The organism is Pseudomonas sp. T1.Ur, assembly GCF_023516725.1.
Classification (GTDB): domain Bacteria; phylum Pseudomonadota; class Gammaproteobacteria; order Pseudomonadales; family Pseudomonadaceae; genus Aquipseudomonas; species Aquipseudomonas alvandae.
Map to the genome: position 1 here is coordinate 1,452,510 of NZ_JAMGSN010000001.1, position 12,483 is coordinate 1,464,992.

Annotated in this window: 20 protein-coding genes; 15 read left to right on the plus strand and 5 right to left on the minus strand. The window is 58.3% G+C overall.

Annotation, left to right across the window (positions count from 1 at the left end):
- Window positions 1-132 precede the first annotated feature (132 nt).
- Entirely contained in the window at window positions 133-687 is a 555-nt protein-coding gene (locus M8Q45_RS06645; protein ID WP_249874020.1) for a hypothetical protein, read from the minus strand.
- A 105-nt stretch (window positions 688-792) separates the two neighbouring features.
- Entirely contained in the window at window positions 793-1,533 is a 741-nt protein-coding gene (locus M8Q45_RS06650; protein WP_249874021.1) for a LexA family transcriptional regulator, read from the minus strand.
- 105 nt (window positions 1,534-1,638) lie between these two features.
- Here M8Q45_RS06650 and M8Q45_RS06655 point away from each other — a divergent pair, with 105 nt between their 5' ends.
- From M8Q45_RS06655 to M8Q45_RS06700, 10 genes are all read left to right on the plus strand, one after another.
- On the plus strand, window positions 1,639-1,839 hold the full coding sequence (locus tag M8Q45_RS06655) for a Cro/CI family transcriptional regulator (RefSeq protein ID WP_249874022.1): 201 nt from the start codon (window positions 1,639-1,641) through the stop codon (window positions 1,837-1,839).
- A gap of 54 nt (window positions 1,840-1,893) precedes the next feature.
- On the plus strand, window positions 1,894-2,496 hold the full coding sequence (locus M8Q45_RS06660) for a DUF8585 domain-containing protein (protein ID WP_249874023.1): 603 nt from the start codon (window positions 1,894-1,896) through the stop codon (window positions 2,494-2,496).
- 71 nt (window positions 2,497-2,567) lie between these two features.
- Window positions 2,568-3,422 carry a BRO-N domain-containing protein gene (locus M8Q45_RS06665; RefSeq protein WP_249874024.1) on the plus strand — a complete coding sequence of 285 codons (855 nt, stop codon included), beginning with the start codon at window positions 2,568-2,570 and terminating at the stop codon, window positions 3,420-3,422.
- The gene (locus M8Q45_RS06670; RefSeq protein WP_249874025.1) at window positions 3,422-4,348 is read left to right on the plus strand and encodes a DnaT-like ssDNA-binding domain-containing protein; all 927 of its coding nucleotides are present in this window, start codon (window positions 3,422-3,424) and stop codon (window positions 4,346-4,348) included. Before M8Q45_RS06665 ends, M8Q45_RS06670 begins: the two co-directional genes overlap by 1 nt.
- Entirely contained in the window at window positions 4,338-5,144 is an 807-nt protein-coding gene (locus tag M8Q45_RS06675) for an ATP-binding protein (protein WP_249874026.1), read from the plus strand. The genes M8Q45_RS06670 and M8Q45_RS06675 overlap by 11 nt, the downstream gene beginning before the upstream one ends.
- Window positions 5,145-5,146: 2 nt before the next feature.
- The gene (locus tag M8Q45_RS06680; protein ID WP_249874027.1) at window positions 5,147-5,539 is read left to right on the plus strand and encodes a phage protein NinX family protein; all 393 of its coding nucleotides are present in this window, start codon (window positions 5,147-5,149) and stop codon (window positions 5,537-5,539) included.
- A complete protein-coding gene (locus tag M8Q45_RS06685) occupies window positions 5,536-5,778 on the plus strand; it encodes a hypothetical protein (protein WP_249874028.1) in 243 nt (80 codons plus the stop codon). Before M8Q45_RS06680 ends, M8Q45_RS06685 begins: the two co-directional genes overlap by 4 nt.
- Window positions 5,775-6,176 (plus strand): recombination protein NinB, encoded by a 402-nt coding sequence (locus tag M8Q45_RS06690; RefSeq protein WP_249874029.1) that lies wholly within the window; start codon window positions 5,775-5,777, stop codon window positions 6,174-6,176. The genes M8Q45_RS06685 and M8Q45_RS06690 overlap by 4 nt, the downstream gene beginning before the upstream one ends.
- Complete coding sequence (locus tag M8Q45_RS06695; RefSeq protein WP_249874030.1) at window positions 6,176-6,763, plus strand: recombination protein NinG; 588 nt, start codon at window positions 6,176-6,178, stop codon at window positions 6,761-6,763. Before M8Q45_RS06690 ends, M8Q45_RS06695 begins: the two co-directional genes overlap by 1 nt.
- Window positions 6,760-7,437, plus strand: coding sequence for a hypothetical protein (locus M8Q45_RS06700; protein WP_249874031.1), 678 nt, complete (start codon window positions 6,760-6,762; stop codon window positions 7,435-7,437). Before M8Q45_RS06695 ends, M8Q45_RS06700 begins: the two co-directional genes overlap by 4 nt.
- Before the next feature lie 466 nt (window positions 7,438-7,903).
- On the opposite strand, the gene M8Q45_RS28535 is transcribed toward M8Q45_RS06700, so the two are convergent.
- Together M8Q45_RS28535 and M8Q45_RS06710 are read right to left on the minus strand one after the other, a co-directional pair.
- Complete coding sequence (locus M8Q45_RS28535; protein WP_502940228.1) at window positions 7,904-8,641, minus strand: type II toxin-antitoxin system HicB family antitoxin; 738 nt, start codon at window positions 8,639-8,641, stop codon at window positions 7,904-7,906.
- Between the two features lie 52 nt (window positions 8,642-8,693).
- A complete protein-coding gene (locus M8Q45_RS06710) occupies window positions 8,694-8,873 on the minus strand; it encodes a type II toxin-antitoxin system HicA family toxin (RefSeq protein WP_038413159.1) in 180 nt (59 codons plus the stop codon).
- Window positions 8,874-8,996: 123 nt separating this feature from the next.
- Between M8Q45_RS06710 and M8Q45_RS06715 the strand changes: the two genes are divergently transcribed.
- Together M8Q45_RS06715 and M8Q45_RS06720 are read left to right on the plus strand one after the other, a co-directional pair.
- Window positions 8,997-9,368: an EMAP trimerization domain-containing protein gene (locus M8Q45_RS06715; RefSeq protein ID WP_072410762.1), complete on the plus strand. Its 372-nt coding sequence runs from the start codon at window positions 8,997-8,999 to the stop codon at window positions 9,366-9,368.
- Window positions 9,368-9,685 (plus strand): hypothetical protein, encoded by a 318-nt coding sequence (locus M8Q45_RS06720; protein WP_249874032.1) that lies wholly within the window; start codon window positions 9,368-9,370, stop codon window positions 9,683-9,685. The genes M8Q45_RS06715 and M8Q45_RS06720 overlap by 1 nt, the downstream gene beginning before the upstream one ends.
- A 91-nt stretch (window positions 9,686-9,776) precedes the next feature.
- Here M8Q45_RS06720 and M8Q45_RS06725 read toward each other — a convergent pair whose 3' ends face one another.
- Window positions 9,777-9,983, minus strand: a complete 207-nt coding sequence (locus M8Q45_RS06725) for a hypothetical protein (RefSeq protein ID WP_249874033.1) — start codon at window positions 9,981-9,983, stop codon at window positions 9,777-9,779.
- Between the two features lie 73 nt (window positions 9,984-10,056).
- Between M8Q45_RS06725 and M8Q45_RS06730 the strand changes: the two genes are divergently transcribed.
- From M8Q45_RS06730 to M8Q45_RS06740, 3 genes are read left to right on the plus strand one after another with little or no spacing between them, the layout of a single operon-like run.
- Entirely contained in the window at window positions 10,057-10,680 is a 624-nt protein-coding gene (locus M8Q45_RS06730; RefSeq protein WP_249874034.1) for a putative metallopeptidase, read from the plus strand.
- Between the two features lie 32 nt (window positions 10,681-10,712).
- Window positions 10,713-11,189, plus strand: coding sequence for a DUF2280 domain-containing protein (locus M8Q45_RS06735; RefSeq protein ID WP_249874035.1), 477 nt, complete (start codon window positions 10,713-10,715; stop codon window positions 11,187-11,189).
- On the plus strand, window positions 11,164-12,483 hold the full coding sequence (locus M8Q45_RS06740; protein WP_249874036.1) for a phage terminase large subunit family protein: 1,320 nt from the start codon (window positions 11,164-11,166) through the stop codon (window positions 12,481-12,483). Before M8Q45_RS06735 ends, M8Q45_RS06740 begins: the two co-directional genes overlap by 26 nt.

The following is a 12,483-nucleotide window of genomic DNA, read 5'->3' on the forward strand; positions in this document are numbered from 1 at the left end:
CTTGTTTTAGCTGTATGTATATACAGTATTGATCCTGGCATATTTTGGCAAGGTCGTGTGTGGCGATTAGATTTCAGTCTTGATTTGGCACAAAAAAGCCCGCACTTGGCGGGCTTCGTCATCGCTGGATGTTTAGGTGGCTGGCTCGATCAGAAATAGCTCTCCATGCAGATCGCAGTGGGATATCAGACTTTCGCGTGCACTAGCTGCCTCGGATTCAGAGGGGAACGGGCCAGCAATTAGGAGTTTTGGGGTGCCTTTAGTCAGCGGTAGTCCGATACGCTTGATGGCCTTGGTTGCTTCTGCATGCTGCCAGGGCTCGCACTCTATCTGCACAGCCCAGCCGTGCGCCAAAGGAGCTTGTCCGGAGCGAGATGGAGAAACGTCGGCGCCGCAATGTCTGCATTTGATTGCTGCGTTTTTAATGGGCTCTGCACAAAGCGGGCAGGGCCGCGTGTCGAATTGCGCTGCTGTTTGCGCTGCCGAGGTCTTGCCTCCAAGCAGAACCATTAGCAAGCCTGCAAGCGCGATCATCCCACCAACAATAGTGTGGATCTGGCGGTCAGCCATGAGCCCCAGGTTGTTCACTCTGCCGCCGGCGCCTGTAGCGACAGATACGTCCATGCTCAACGCGAACACCAGCCAGCAGATGCCAATGATCAGTGCAAGCGTTCCAAATCCTTTCATTGGATAACCCCCGAAATTGAGTACGCACTTTACCATCCGTGGCGTACGGCCACCATTGGCATGCTGGGAAGGGCATGTGCTGGATAGGATTTGGGATTGATCAAGTTAGTAATGAAACTTCTGTGTTGCCTGCACCACGACGCCCACGATCCGGCAGTTCTCATCAAATACTTCCGTGGGATACCCGGGATTCAGCGGCTTCAGGAACAGCTTTCCGCCATCACTGACAAGCTTTTTGAAGGTTGCCTCATTGCTGTCGGGCAGCTTGGCTACGACCAGCTTGCCCGGCGCAGCTTCGACCTCTGTATCGACGAGGATCAGTGAGCCTTGGGCGATGCTGGTGCCAACCTGCGAGGTCATTGAGTCGCCCTTGACTTCAAGCCAGAACGCTGGGCCCTTCGAGTCGTATTCGGAAAACTCGTATCGATCTGAAAATCCAGCCGGGTAGGGCTCGATAGCTTCAGACCAAGCGCCGGCGGCAACCCAACTGATAACTGGGTAGCGGAAAGACTGCTTTGGTTGTCTCACTTCCCCCACGTTTGAATTCGAATCCTCAGAAAGGCGATCGATTTCTTTTGCCAAGCGCGCACTGAAGTCCGACACCGGGACTTGAAGGTAGCGAGCGAAGACAGCCGCCGCCTCGATGTTCAACGCGTTTCTGCCAGTCAAATAGTGGCTGGCTGCGCTTTGACTATTCGCCTTGAGTCCTTCAATGGCGATCTTCTCCTGGCTGATTCCCAGTTCCTTTTTCTTCGCCTTGTAAATCGCGTTAAGCGCAGCGCACTCGGCCTTCTCAACCTCGGAAAGCTCGCGTTTTTTGGTCAGGTTTTTTTCAGTCGTTTTCATCAGGCAACTGTATTACTTCAGGTATTAACATTCTAAGACCGCCAATATTGACTTAATAAAGACCGCAAGTAATACTTGCGCATGCATCGCGCAGGAGAACCCCGTATGCAACGCACACCCCTGAAAGAGTTCGTGACAAAGGTCGGGCAGATCAAGGCTGCCGCCGCGCTTGGGCTTACCCAGGGCGGAATTAGCAAGGCGCTTAGGGCTGATCGCGAGGTTTATGTGATTGATCTCGGCGACGGCTCCTACAAGGCCGAAGAGATCAAGCCCTTCCCTGGCCAGGCCCAAAGGCTCGCCAGCTAACTGAACATCCTTTCCACCGAATCATTGAAGCCAGATTAGAAGAGAGCGGCCCCCATGGAAACGTCGAACTTGCGACACGAAACACGCGATGTGGTCTTGGTCGCTATTGCGCGAGACATGATCGCTCGTACGAGCATGAGCCAGGACGGCTTTGCAGAGCAGTTGAATCACCAGCTCTTTGATCGTGCGCCGGGGCGCTGCAAAGAGAAGGGGTTCCCTGATCTGCACGAAATGACCAAAACCGCAGACATGCAGGCCTATGGCCGTGCCTACAAGGCATGGAGTAAGCGTGTAGAGCGCTGGCTGGACGACAGCGGCGAGCGCATCGAGATCCCTTCGTGGATTGAAGAGTCATGGGTTTCCGCCCTTGATCAGCCCTGGCGCGATCGCGCATTGATTGAGCTGTCGAGCAGATACGGCCTTCTCGCCGTGAAGCAGGTAGGCGCGGGTATTGACGACGCGCTGCAGGTATTCGCCGGCATTTCGACAAGCTTTGGTCACGTCGCCGGACTGGGCGGGAAGGTTTTCGCTGATGGCGTGTTCGACCACAAAGACAAGGGCTACGCCGAGTCCTTCGAATCTTTCTGCCGCTCACTAGCCGCCCATGCGGTTTCGATGGCCGATCAGGCTGCATCGGTCAGATCAAAGATTCACTAAATCCCAGACACAAAAAAGCCGGGGTGCGATCCCGGCTCTTTCAACAGCAACAAACTTGTGAGGCCGATTATATGCAAACCCAGCCACATATCAATACCCAGGCCAATGTCGCGACACGTTTCGCCGGATCTGAAAACGTGTCGCGAAATTCTTCAGTTATTCCGTTTGACTTCGACGGCGCCGCGATCCGGGTCATCACCGACAAGCTCGGCGACCCTTGGTTTATCGCCCGTGATGTCGCTGACGCACTTGGGTACTCCAAGCCGGAGAACGCCGTGGCCCGTCACTGCAAGGCCGCGACCACTACCCCGAAACAGGGTGGTGGTTTCATGACCATCATCCCGGAGCGTGACCTTTACCGATTGGTGATGAAGTCCAAGCTGCCCGCCGCCGAAAGGTTCGAAGAATGGGTTGTGGGCCAGGTACTGCCGAGCATTCGCAAGGCCGGAAATTTTTCAATTCAAGGCCCGAACAACTCCAAGATTGTCGGCGAGCTCGCCATCTTGGAATGCTTCGATCGCCTACTCAAGCCAGCACCGTCGAGCAAGATGATGATGCTCGCCAAGATCGCCGCCAACAATGGTCTGGACTCCAAGTTCCTCCCCGGCTACGCAATCGACGCCGCGCCCGATGCAACGGGCGGCTCATCGATGCCTACGAAGTCCGCCACAGCCATGCTGAAGGACAGCGGCATCCGTTGCGCGCCTGCGGCCTTCAACACTGCCCTGGCTGCCCATGGCTTCCTCAAGCAGCTCCAGCGCAAGAACTCCAAGGGCGAAATGGTTCCGTTCTGGTCGGTGACTGATAAAGGCCTTCGTTATGGCAAGAACCTGACCAGTCCCAATAACCCCCGAGAGACCGCCCCGCACTGGTACGTGGATCGCTTCCTTGAACTGGCCGGCCTTGTCGGCAAAGGAGCCAAGTAATGGCCCGCATTCGTACGATCAAACCCGAATTCTGGTCAAGCGAGCAGGTGATGGAAAGTCGCCCGCTCGCTCGACTGCTGTTCATTGGACTCTGGAACTTCTGCGATGACGGCGGCAACCACCCGCTGACCCCTCGCACGATCAAGGCCCTGGTATTTCCAGGCGACGACATCACTACTGAGTTGGTCAGCGAATTACTGGGCGAGCTTGAAGGCTCTGGTCTGACCCGCAGCTATTCCGTAGCCGGAAAGCAGTACCTCCACGTCAACGGCTGGAAGCACCAGAAGATTGAAAAGCGCACCTTCAAGTACCCGAAGCCTCCGCAACTGATCGTCGAGGACGAAGAGCCTGCCCGAGAAGATAAGTCGATCAATCAGGAAGAAGTCGTCGAGCGGTCGTCGAGTGGTAGCGTAGAAGTCGTCGAAGAGTCGTCGAATGATCGTCGAGACCTCGACCCCGGAAGGGATGTAGATGTAGAAGGGAATGGAAGGGATCAACACCACTCTCACAACGCGGGCGAAGAAATTCCGGGCTCAAGCTTCGAAGGCTTCGATGATCTAGAAGACCTTCCCCTGAAAGATGGCGAGCCACCCGTTGATCCAAAGGCGCCTGTCGAGATGACGCTGGATTGGATGCCTGACGCCAATCTGCTGAAGACCTACTGCGTCCACTTCGGCGTTTCGACTGACCTGTTCACCAAGGACGCCGTGGCCCCGTTCACTGCTCACCACGAAACAACCGGTCTGCTGCAAACCCAATCCAAATGGGTTTCCTTGCTGGTGAAGTGGGTCAAGGACGACAAGATCCGGGCCAGCAACGTCCGTCCGTTCGTGAAGCGTGAGGCGCCATCTCGCCACACCGGCTTCGCCGATCGCGATTACACGTCTGGCCTGAAAATGCGGGAGGACGGCAGCTATGCGCTCTGAGCCAGTCCAAGCAACTCCAGAACTGCCGCCGGGTACTCGCATCCAGCCTGCAGAGTGCGAAACCCACGGCGCCTACGAGCAGCGGGTCTTTCCTGTGCTGGGTCGGGAGCTGAAAAGCAACTGCCCTGAGTGCACTCGTATCTCCCGCGAGAAAGCCGACGCGGCCGAGAAGGCCAACAAGGCGATGGAGCTACGCATGTCCCTCGCTCGAAAGCTGGGCGATGCGTTGATCCCGAAACGATTCGCTACTCGCACCTTGGGCAATTACCAGGCCGAGAACGACGGCCAGCGCAAAGCTCTCCGGTTCTGCCAGCACTACGTGCAGATCTTTGACGAGATCCTGAAGACCGGTCGCTGCATGGTGCTGATCGGGAAGCCCGGTACCGGGAAAACGCACCTCGGCGCTGGCATGGCCAACGAGCTGCTGCACAACACGTCGCGCACGGCCGTGTACCGCACTGTCGGCGCAATCCTTCAGGCGATCCGCTCCACGTATGACAAGCACAGCGAACGAAGCGAGGCCGAGATTCTGTCCAGCCTGATCGATCCCGATCTGCTGGTGCTGGACGAGGTAGGCGTGAGCAAGGAGCAGCCGAGCGACTTCGAGCTGACGACCCTGTTCGCAATCATCAATGGCCGGTACGAGCAGGAGCGCCCGACGGTGGTGATCTCCAACCTCGAAGCCAGCCAGTTGCCGACCACCATGGGTGACCGCTGCGTCGACCGCCTGCGCGAGGGCGGAATGATCGTGGTCCCGTTCGACTGGGAATCTCAGCGCGGCAAGGAGGGTTTCTGACCATGAATGAATTTGTTGAAGTTGGTACGTGGGAGCTGTCTGGTGATGCGTTGGACTGGGCTGTCTCCCAAGCCATCGGCGCCTACCGTGGTGAATATCGATTCTCTGAAAATGGCCCGCTTGATCAGGCTTGGATCTTCCCAGGCGGCTTTCCCTGCAAGGCAACAACCGGAAAATTCTGCCCATCTACGGACTGGAGCCAGTGCGGCCCGCTGATCACGAAAATCAAAATCGGTTTCGGCCCGGCTCTCGGCGGTTGGGTAGCTCACCCGCATCGCCCGAACGCGCCTACCGACTGGCTCACCGCTGACGAGCCGCTGGTTGCGATCTGCCGCGCCATCGTCGCCGACAAGCTCGGCATGGTCGTGAGCGTTCCAAAAGAGCTGATGCCATGACCATCGACAAACGCAAACTCCAGAAGCTGCTGTGGGCGGAAGCCGCGTCCTTCCATGCCGACTGTGCAGGCTGGAAGCGCAACACCGAGGCGCTGCAAGAGTTCCTGGGCGAGAAGACGCTTGAGGAAGTGGCGTTGGAGCTGCTGGCCGAGATCGAGGCGCTGCGCGGAGATGCGGAGCAATGGCGGGCTCTTGTTGCGCGGGCGAAGAGCCCGTTAAGCAGTGCGGTGCTCTCATGAATCCCGAATACACCATCCGCGACCAGCGCGACGTGAACCGCCTGGCCGGCGTCCTGCACGCAATCGACCTAACCAAACCCAAGGTGGTGATCATCCGCGACGAGAAGCGTCCGGACATTTGCAATCGCAAAATGTGGGCAATGCTCAAGGACGTCTCCAGCCAGGTCGAGTGGTACGGCAAGAAGCTCAGCGATGAGGACTGGAAGCACGTCTTCAGCTCTGCCCTCCAGAAGCAGGATGTGGTGCCCGGCATCGACGGCGGCTATGTCGTCCTGGGCGTATCTACCCGCAAGCAATCCCAGAAGTGGTTCAGCGATCTGTTCGAGCTGATGCACGCCTTCGGCGCCGAGCATGGCATTCGCTGGACGGAGCAGGACAAGTGGGGAGGTCGCTACTGATGCTCGCCGCTAAACAACGCCGCGCCAAGAAGTGCAGAGTCGCAGAGTGCGGGGCCCCATTCGTCCCACAGCGGCTGGGTCAGGCTGTTTGCAGCTTGACCTGCGCGATTTCCGACGCCACGAGGAGCGAGGCGAATCAGGAGAAGGCCAGAAAGGCGCTGGATGAGGTAGGGCGCCGGGAGATCAAGCTGCGCAAGGAGAAGATCAAGTCACGCGCCCAGCACCTGAAGGACGCCCAGACCGCATTCAATGCCTGGATCCGAGAGAGGGATATCGGCCTGCCGTGTGTGAGCTGCGGAAGGCATCACAACGGCCAATGGCACGCAGGGCACTACCGGACCGTCGGCGGCAACCCAGAACTCAGGTTCGAACCGCTCAACGTCTGGCGCCAGTGCGCCCCGTGCAACAACCACAAGTCCGGCGACATCGTGAACTACCGCATTGAGCTGGTGAAGCGCATCGGCGCCGAGGCTGTCGAGTGGCTGGAAGGCCCTCATGAGGCCAAGAAGTACACCATCGAGCAACTGAAGGCGATGACCGCCGAATACCGGGCCAAGACCCGCGAACTGAAGAGGGCTGCAGCATGATCTATCGCAACGTGATTTCCGCAGTGGTCCGGGCCCTGGCCGCTGAGACTATCAACTCCGCCGGCGGCTGCGACTTCGAGCCGAAGGTACAGACCAGCAAGCTCAAGGGCGAGATATCCGGCAAGGACGCCACCCTGCTGGCCGACTGCATCGTCCACAAGTTGCTCCATGCTCAACTGACCCCGCGGCAGTGGAACGCCCTGGTCGCCAAGTACAGCACCCATAAGGGGCGGAAAGTGGACTCGATCGGTAGGCTCGTCAGTGCGATCAAGAGCCCTGCGCCCCAGCGGTTCACCCAGCAAGCTGTCCTAGTCTGGGCAGTTCCGCAACAGGTGAAGGGTATCCAGCGCCAGGCACGCCAAGCCGCTGCGCCGGAGAATATCCAGGACTCGAGTGGGAAGTGGGATTGGCGCAACAGGGCAGCCGAGGAAGCAGTCGAGCGCGCCAACCGTCATGCAAGGTCTGTCGCCGAGGCTCGCCCTGGGGAAATGATCGTCCTTGCCGCGTCAAACTATGACATGACCAACTGGGACAGCCAGGGTCTCACGGAGCGGACATACCAGCGCTGGAACAAGGCAATCAAGGATGCTTTAGAGGGCTTGGTGGACGAGGCATTGATGGATGCGCAGCGCATGCTTGAGGTAGCCGGAGTGCTGGAAAACGAGGCGGCATGAAATAGTCCCTCAAAAGGGCTTGCAATGGCATGTCGCCATGTCGCATTATTCACCCATCCTGTCATTCCTGCGCGTATCGAGGAGTGATCCAAAGAAGCCCGGCCACTGCGCCGGGTTTTTTATTGGCCGCGATTTACCTGCAGCCAGGACAGCCCTCGGGACGACTTGGACGCCGATTAGCCGGACAGTACGGCGTACGGAAATAACACCGGCAGCCCGCGCACCCTGTTCACACCTGACTTCCAGGGTGGCGCGAGACTTGAGCGGCGAGATCGATGCACTGGGGCGTCGACGTTGCAAAGGCCTTCGGCAGACAGCGGGAAACACTGCGCACCTATTCAGGGCCTCGACATGATCGGGGCCTTTTCTTTTTCGGCTCCACCAAACCCATTGCCCCGAGCTGGGAGTTCTGTTGGAGCCGATTCAATTGCATGGGCTGGTGCAGACACAGACAATCGGCACGCGCTTAGATGAGCGCTAGGCTATCGACCTCTCGCGCTGTTGCTGGGTCGACCATTCGGGATCGACGAAATACACCAGTTGCTACAAGGGCATCTATGACCGGAACGGTAGCTTGTCGAGTGTTGCGACTGGCAGGGTGTGCAAAATCACGCAAGATGAAGTCGACGCTGTAATCCTTGATTTCATCTTTGTTGGCATTGGATTTACCGACCACCAATTCACGATCTTCGCCAAAGGCTTCGACAAGCTGTCGTACTGCAAACCGGGCAGAAATTCGCGATTCTGGGAGGTTTATCCAGATATCGAGCGGGTCAACGATCGTCTCTTGAGTCAATCGAAGCTTGACGTTCAGCGCATATAGAGCAGCTTCCAGTTGCTCCATCTTCGATGTGTGCAGGAAATCCACAAGGCGATCGCCCTGGGCCTGGTGCACACCGAGCAGGCGGCACAGATCAGCCTTGCGCATATCCCGCTCCATCATAGAGTTCCACAGCGCGATCTTCGCCACGGTCACCGCTGGTAGATGAACGACGTGCTCGCCTTCCTGTGGGGAAGAAGCTGGCGGAATAGCTCGACGCTCGTCCACGTAGATGGAGAGGGCGCTTTCAATCCCGTCCAGGGCCTCACGGATAGCGTGCTCCCTGTCATCCCCATAGCTGTTGAGCTCTGGCAGGTCACGGCAGAACACGGCAACGCCTGGAGCGCTACCGTCCTGTTCGAAGCGGATTGCATAGTCGTACATGGTCACTCCTTGGAGGTGATCGCTCAGCATTCAGATGTGGTGAAGGGGCTCATCAGAGCCCCAGTTGTTTAATGATCGCCTTGCGGGTCGGTTCCGGCATTTCCTTGGATCCGTGGTCCGCGAAGGTTGTCCTGTTGCCGTTTGGGGCGGTGACTTTGAAGTGGCTTCCTTTGCCGGCTTCGAAGGTCACCCCTTGGGCCTTCAACCATCGCCTGAATTCGCTGAACTTCATCACCTCGCCTCGTTGTTTGGATGTGTCCATTCTACAACACTTTTGTGTTAATACAACACTTGTGTGTTATTTATTCTCGGGCAATGCCCAGGCCTACGCAGGCCATTTTCTTCTGGAGTAGCGATGGACCCTACCGACCTCGGCCCAGGCACGGCTACCTGGCTTGGCGGTAGTGCCACCGTCGTGCTGGGCGGCCTTCTGTGGCTGCGCAAGTTCCTGTCCAAGGATGCCGCTGACCGAGCCATGGATAACGCCGACATTGGCACCGTCCGCCGCCTAAATGAACTGCTCGACTCTGAGCGTACCGCCCGAAAGGAAGCTGAAGCCCGCGCCGATCAGTTCGCGAAAGAGCGGAACGACCTAGCAGCGGCTGTTGGCCGCATGGAAGGGAAGATCGAAGCGCTGACCAGCCAAGTTGCCCAGCTTACGGAGCGGGTGACATTGCAGAGCGATGAGATCAACCGCCTGCGCACAAAGCTGGGAGGAGTCGTCTGATGGACAGATGCGCAATGGAATTCATCGCTCGCCGCTGGTGGCGCCGGGCTGAGGTCTGGGCAATTGCGATTGTCCTGGTCGGTGGTGGTGCGGTGCTCGGGTATCAGGCCTGCTACTGGTCGCTCGCTGAGAGCCAGTCCAAACAGGTCGAAGACATCCGCAGCGCCTACGCCACAGCTATGGCAGAGCGCGACAAGCGCTTAGACGAGCTGACCCGCAAGACCAGCACGGCAGCCGAAAAGGCAACCAAAGCAGCGACGACCGCCACCCAGGCAGCGGACAAGGCTATCGAGGCCGTCGACCGGGTAAGCCAGTAAAGCGCGACAAGCGACACGTTTCGCGCATAAGCAAATTGTGTCGCGAAATTGAGAGTGTTCCGCAGGTGAGTGTGGGACGGGTTCCGAGCTACTACTGCTTTGCAATCGCCGCCTGGATTTTGTCCGCGTAGCTGGACAATCTGTCCAATTCAAACTCAAGGACGGTATTCGAATTGGCGGTGACCTTTTTAGCGATCAAGTCGAGGGCGGATGCAACTGCAAAGTGTCGCTTTCCTGAAGCGTCAGATTTGAAGTACGCAGGTACGTTCAGGATTTCGTTCGGGCCAGTATCAGACATGTTGCTTTCCTTGCGTTGAGTTGATTCTCACCAATACCGGCAATCAGCCATTATTTCAAGCTCAAGGTGATTCATGGAAAGGCCATACCCTCCATCGTCACTGGTTGCACTGGCCGAGCTCTCCGACTTCGGTATCCGCCTGACCCCTGCACCTGGAGCATGGGAATGGCTCCAAGCCGAGATCCTTGCCGACACCGGCAGCATTTACAACGAAGACCATGCCCATCTACTGGACGCAGACATCCGGGTCATGTGGGCGTCCTCGAGTTTCAATAAGCAGGGCCGCACAGTCCTGGGCCAGGCCGAGCAGGTGGCGTTCCGTGCAGGGGGTTGGCAGAAGGCCCGGATGGAGCAACAGATGCGTGATTGGTTCGGCGGTGTGCCGGCATTCATCATCACCCTGGCAGCCGACTACTGCGCTCAGTGCAGTGACGCTGACTTCTGCGCACTGGTGGAGCATGAGCTGTACCACATCGCTCAAGCGACCGATCAGTACGGCGCACCCAAGTTCACCCAGGAAGGCCTGCCCAAGCTTGAGATGCGCGGACACGACGTTGAAGAGTTCGTCGGTGTGGTCCGCCGCTACGGTGCGAGCCTTGACGTTCAAACGCTGGTGGACGCTGCAAACAGTCCTGCTGAGGTGGGGAAATTGAACATTGCGAGGGCCTGCGGAACCTGTCTACTCAAGTCGGCCTGACTCAATGACAGGTTTTGACGGATGACAACCATATGGCAGTACTACGAAGTGAGGTCAAAGCCTTCATCGTCCAGGCCCTGGCCTGCTTCGATACGCCATCTCAGGTGGTTGCATCGGTCAAGACAGAATTCGGGATTGAAATCACCCGCCAGCAGTGTGAATCCCACGACCCGACAAAGTTCGCGGGTCGCGCGCTGGGAGCGAAGTGGGCTGAGTTGTTCCATGCCGCCCGCAAGCGTTTCCGTGAAGAGACCACGGACATCCCGATCGCCAACCGCGCCTTCCGGCTTCGCACCTTGGGGCGCATGGCCGAGAAGGCCGAGAACATGAAGAACATGGCACTAACTGCCCAGTTGTTGGAGCAGGCAGCCAAAGAAGTGGGCGACGTTTACGTGAGCCGTCGCCTCGAACCTGAAAAACCTCTGGGCTCACAAGCGGACCAGCAGCACGCCGTTGCTGAGTACACCCTGGAGCCTGACGAGAATGTCCCCGTTACCCCGTACCTATGAAGCTCCGGTCAGGCTGACGCCGAAGCAGGCGAACATCTACGTCTGGGGTTACCAGCGTAATGCACGCTTCCGTGACGCGGTGTGTGGTCGCCGGTTCGGCAAGACCTTCCTCGGCAAGGCAGAGATGCGCCGTGCTGCCCGGCTGGCTGCTGAGTGGGGCGTGAGCGTCGAGGATGAGATCTGGTACGCCGCTCCGACGCAGAAGCAAGCCCGTCGGGTCTTCTGGCGCCGCTTGAAGCAGGCCATCCCCCGTGAGTGGCGGGAATGCAAGCCGAACGAGTCGGACATGCTGATCACGTTGAAGAGCGGGCACCTGATCCGCTGCGTCGGCCTGGAGAATTACGACGACCTGCGCGGCTCCGGCCTGTTCTTTGTCCTGGTGGACGAATGGGCAGACTGCAAGTGGGCGGCCTGGGAAGAAGTCCTTCGCCCGATGCTTTCCACCTGCGAATACATCGTCCCCGGCGTGGGAAAGTGCAAGGGAGGCCATGCCTTGCGCATTGGCACCCCAAAGGGCTTTAACCACTGCTTCGACACATATCGCGATGGGCAGCCAGGCGGCGAGCCGGATCACAAGAGTTGGCTCTACACCTCGCTGCAGGGCGGCAATGTCCCGGCTGAAGAGCTTGACGCGGCGCGCCGCAAGATGGACCCGCGCACGTTCCGGCAGGAATACGAGGCCAGCTTTGAGAACTACGCTGGCGTCGTCTACTACACCTTCAGTCGCAGCGAGAGCAGGACAAGCGAGCGCATCAAGCCCGGAGAGGCGCTGCATATCGGCATGGACTTCAACGTCATGAAGATGGCCGCGGTTGTCTACGTGGTGCGTGAAGGACTGCCGCTTGCTCTGGATGAGTTCCATTCGGTGCGTGACACGCCAGAGATGATCGAGAAGATCCAGGCGCGCTTCCCAGGGCACGGCATTGCGGTCTATCCCGACGCCAGCGGCCAGAACACCAGCAGCAAGAACGCCAGCGAATCCGACCTATCCCTGCTGCGTAAGGCTGGGTTCACGGTAATCGTGGACAGTCAGAACCCGGGCGTAAAAGACCGCGTGAACGCCGTCAATGCCATGTTGCTGAATACATACGGCGAGCGACGACTGAAGGTCAACACAGACCAATGCCCGCAGCTGACGCTATGCCTGGAGCGGCAAACCTATGACAAGCACGGCGATCCTGACAAGGACCCAAAAAAGGGTCACGACCACATGAACGACGCCGCCGGCTACTTCATCGCCAAGCGCTATCCAATCAACGTGGAAATGACCACCAGCCAGCCTCTGAGAATGTAA

What these genes read in the sequence shown, in the direction of transcription:
- M8Q45_RS06735 (WP_249874035.1), top strand. Translation starts at nt 10,713, where the DNA reads ATGGCAGTACTACGAAGTGAGGTCAAAGCCTTCATCGTCCAGGCCCTG.
- M8Q45_RS06665 (WP_249874024.1), top strand. Translation starts at nt 2,568, where the DNA reads ATGCAAACCCAGCCACATATCAATACCCAGGCCAATGTCGCGACACGT.
- M8Q45_RS06650 (WP_249874021.1), bottom strand. Translation starts at nt 1,533, where the DNA reads ATGAAAACGACTGAAAAAAACCTGACCAAAAAACGCGAGCTTTCCGAG.
- M8Q45_RS06700 (WP_249874031.1), top strand. Translation starts at nt 6,760, where the DNA reads ATGATCTATCGCAACGTGATTTCCGCAGTGGTCCGGGCCCTGGCCGCT.
- M8Q45_RS06690 (WP_249874029.1), top strand. Translation starts at nt 5,775, where the DNA reads ATGAATCCCGAATACACCATCCGCGACCAGCGCGACGTGAACCGCCTG.
- M8Q45_RS06730 (WP_249874034.1), top strand. Translation starts at nt 10,057, where the DNA reads ATGGAAAGGCCATACCCTCCATCGTCACTGGTTGCACTGGCCGAGCTC.
- M8Q45_RS06720 (WP_249874032.1), top strand. Translation starts at nt 9,368, where the DNA reads ATGGACAGATGCGCAATGGAATTCATCGCTCGCCGCTGGTGGCGCCGG.
- M8Q45_RS28535 (WP_502940228.1), bottom strand. Translation starts at nt 8,641, where the DNA reads ATGTACGACTATGCAATCCGCTTCGAACAGGACGGTAGCGCTCCAGGC.
- M8Q45_RS06670 (WP_249874025.1), top strand. Translation starts at nt 3,422, where the DNA reads ATGGCCCGCATTCGTACGATCAAACCCGAATTCTGGTCAAGCGAGCAG.
- M8Q45_RS06685 (WP_249874028.1), top strand. Translation starts at nt 5,536, where the DNA reads ATGACCATCGACAAACGCAAACTCCAGAAGCTGCTGTGGGCGGAAGCC.
- M8Q45_RS06740 (WP_249874036.1), top strand. Translation starts at nt 11,164, where the DNA reads ATGTCCCCGTTACCCCGTACCTATGAAGCTCCGGTCAGGCTGACGCCG.
- M8Q45_RS06710 (WP_038413159.1), bottom strand. Translation starts at nt 8,873, where the DNA reads ATGAAGTTCAGCGAATTCAGGCGATGGTTGAAGGCCCAAGGGGTGACC.
- M8Q45_RS06655 (WP_249874022.1), top strand. Translation starts at nt 1,639, where the DNA reads ATGCAACGCACACCCCTGAAAGAGTTCGTGACAAAGGTCGGGCAGATC.
- M8Q45_RS06715 (WP_072410762.1), top strand. Translation starts at nt 8,997, where the DNA reads ATGGACCCTACCGACCTCGGCCCAGGCACGGCTACCTGGCTTGGCGGT.
- M8Q45_RS06680 (WP_249874027.1), top strand. Translation starts at nt 5,147, where the DNA reads ATGAATGAATTTGTTGAAGTTGGTACGTGGGAGCTGTCTGGTGATGCG.
- M8Q45_RS06645 (WP_249874020.1), bottom strand. Translation starts at nt 687, where the DNA reads ATGAAAGGATTTGGAACGCTTGCACTGATCATTGGCATCTGCTGGCTG.
- M8Q45_RS06660 (WP_249874023.1), top strand. Translation starts at nt 1,894, where the DNA reads ATGGAAACGTCGAACTTGCGACACGAAACACGCGATGTGGTCTTGGTC.
- M8Q45_RS06725 (WP_249874033.1), bottom strand. Translation starts at nt 9,983, where the DNA reads ATGTCTGATACTGGCCCGAACGAAATCCTGAACGTACCTGCGTACTTC.
- M8Q45_RS06695 (WP_249874030.1), top strand. Translation starts at nt 6,176, where the DNA reads ATGCTCGCCGCTAAACAACGCCGCGCCAAGAAGTGCAGAGTCGCAGAG.
- M8Q45_RS06675 (WP_249874026.1), top strand. Translation starts at nt 4,338, where the DNA reads ATGCGCTCTGAGCCAGTCCAAGCAACTCCAGAACTGCCGCCGGGTACT.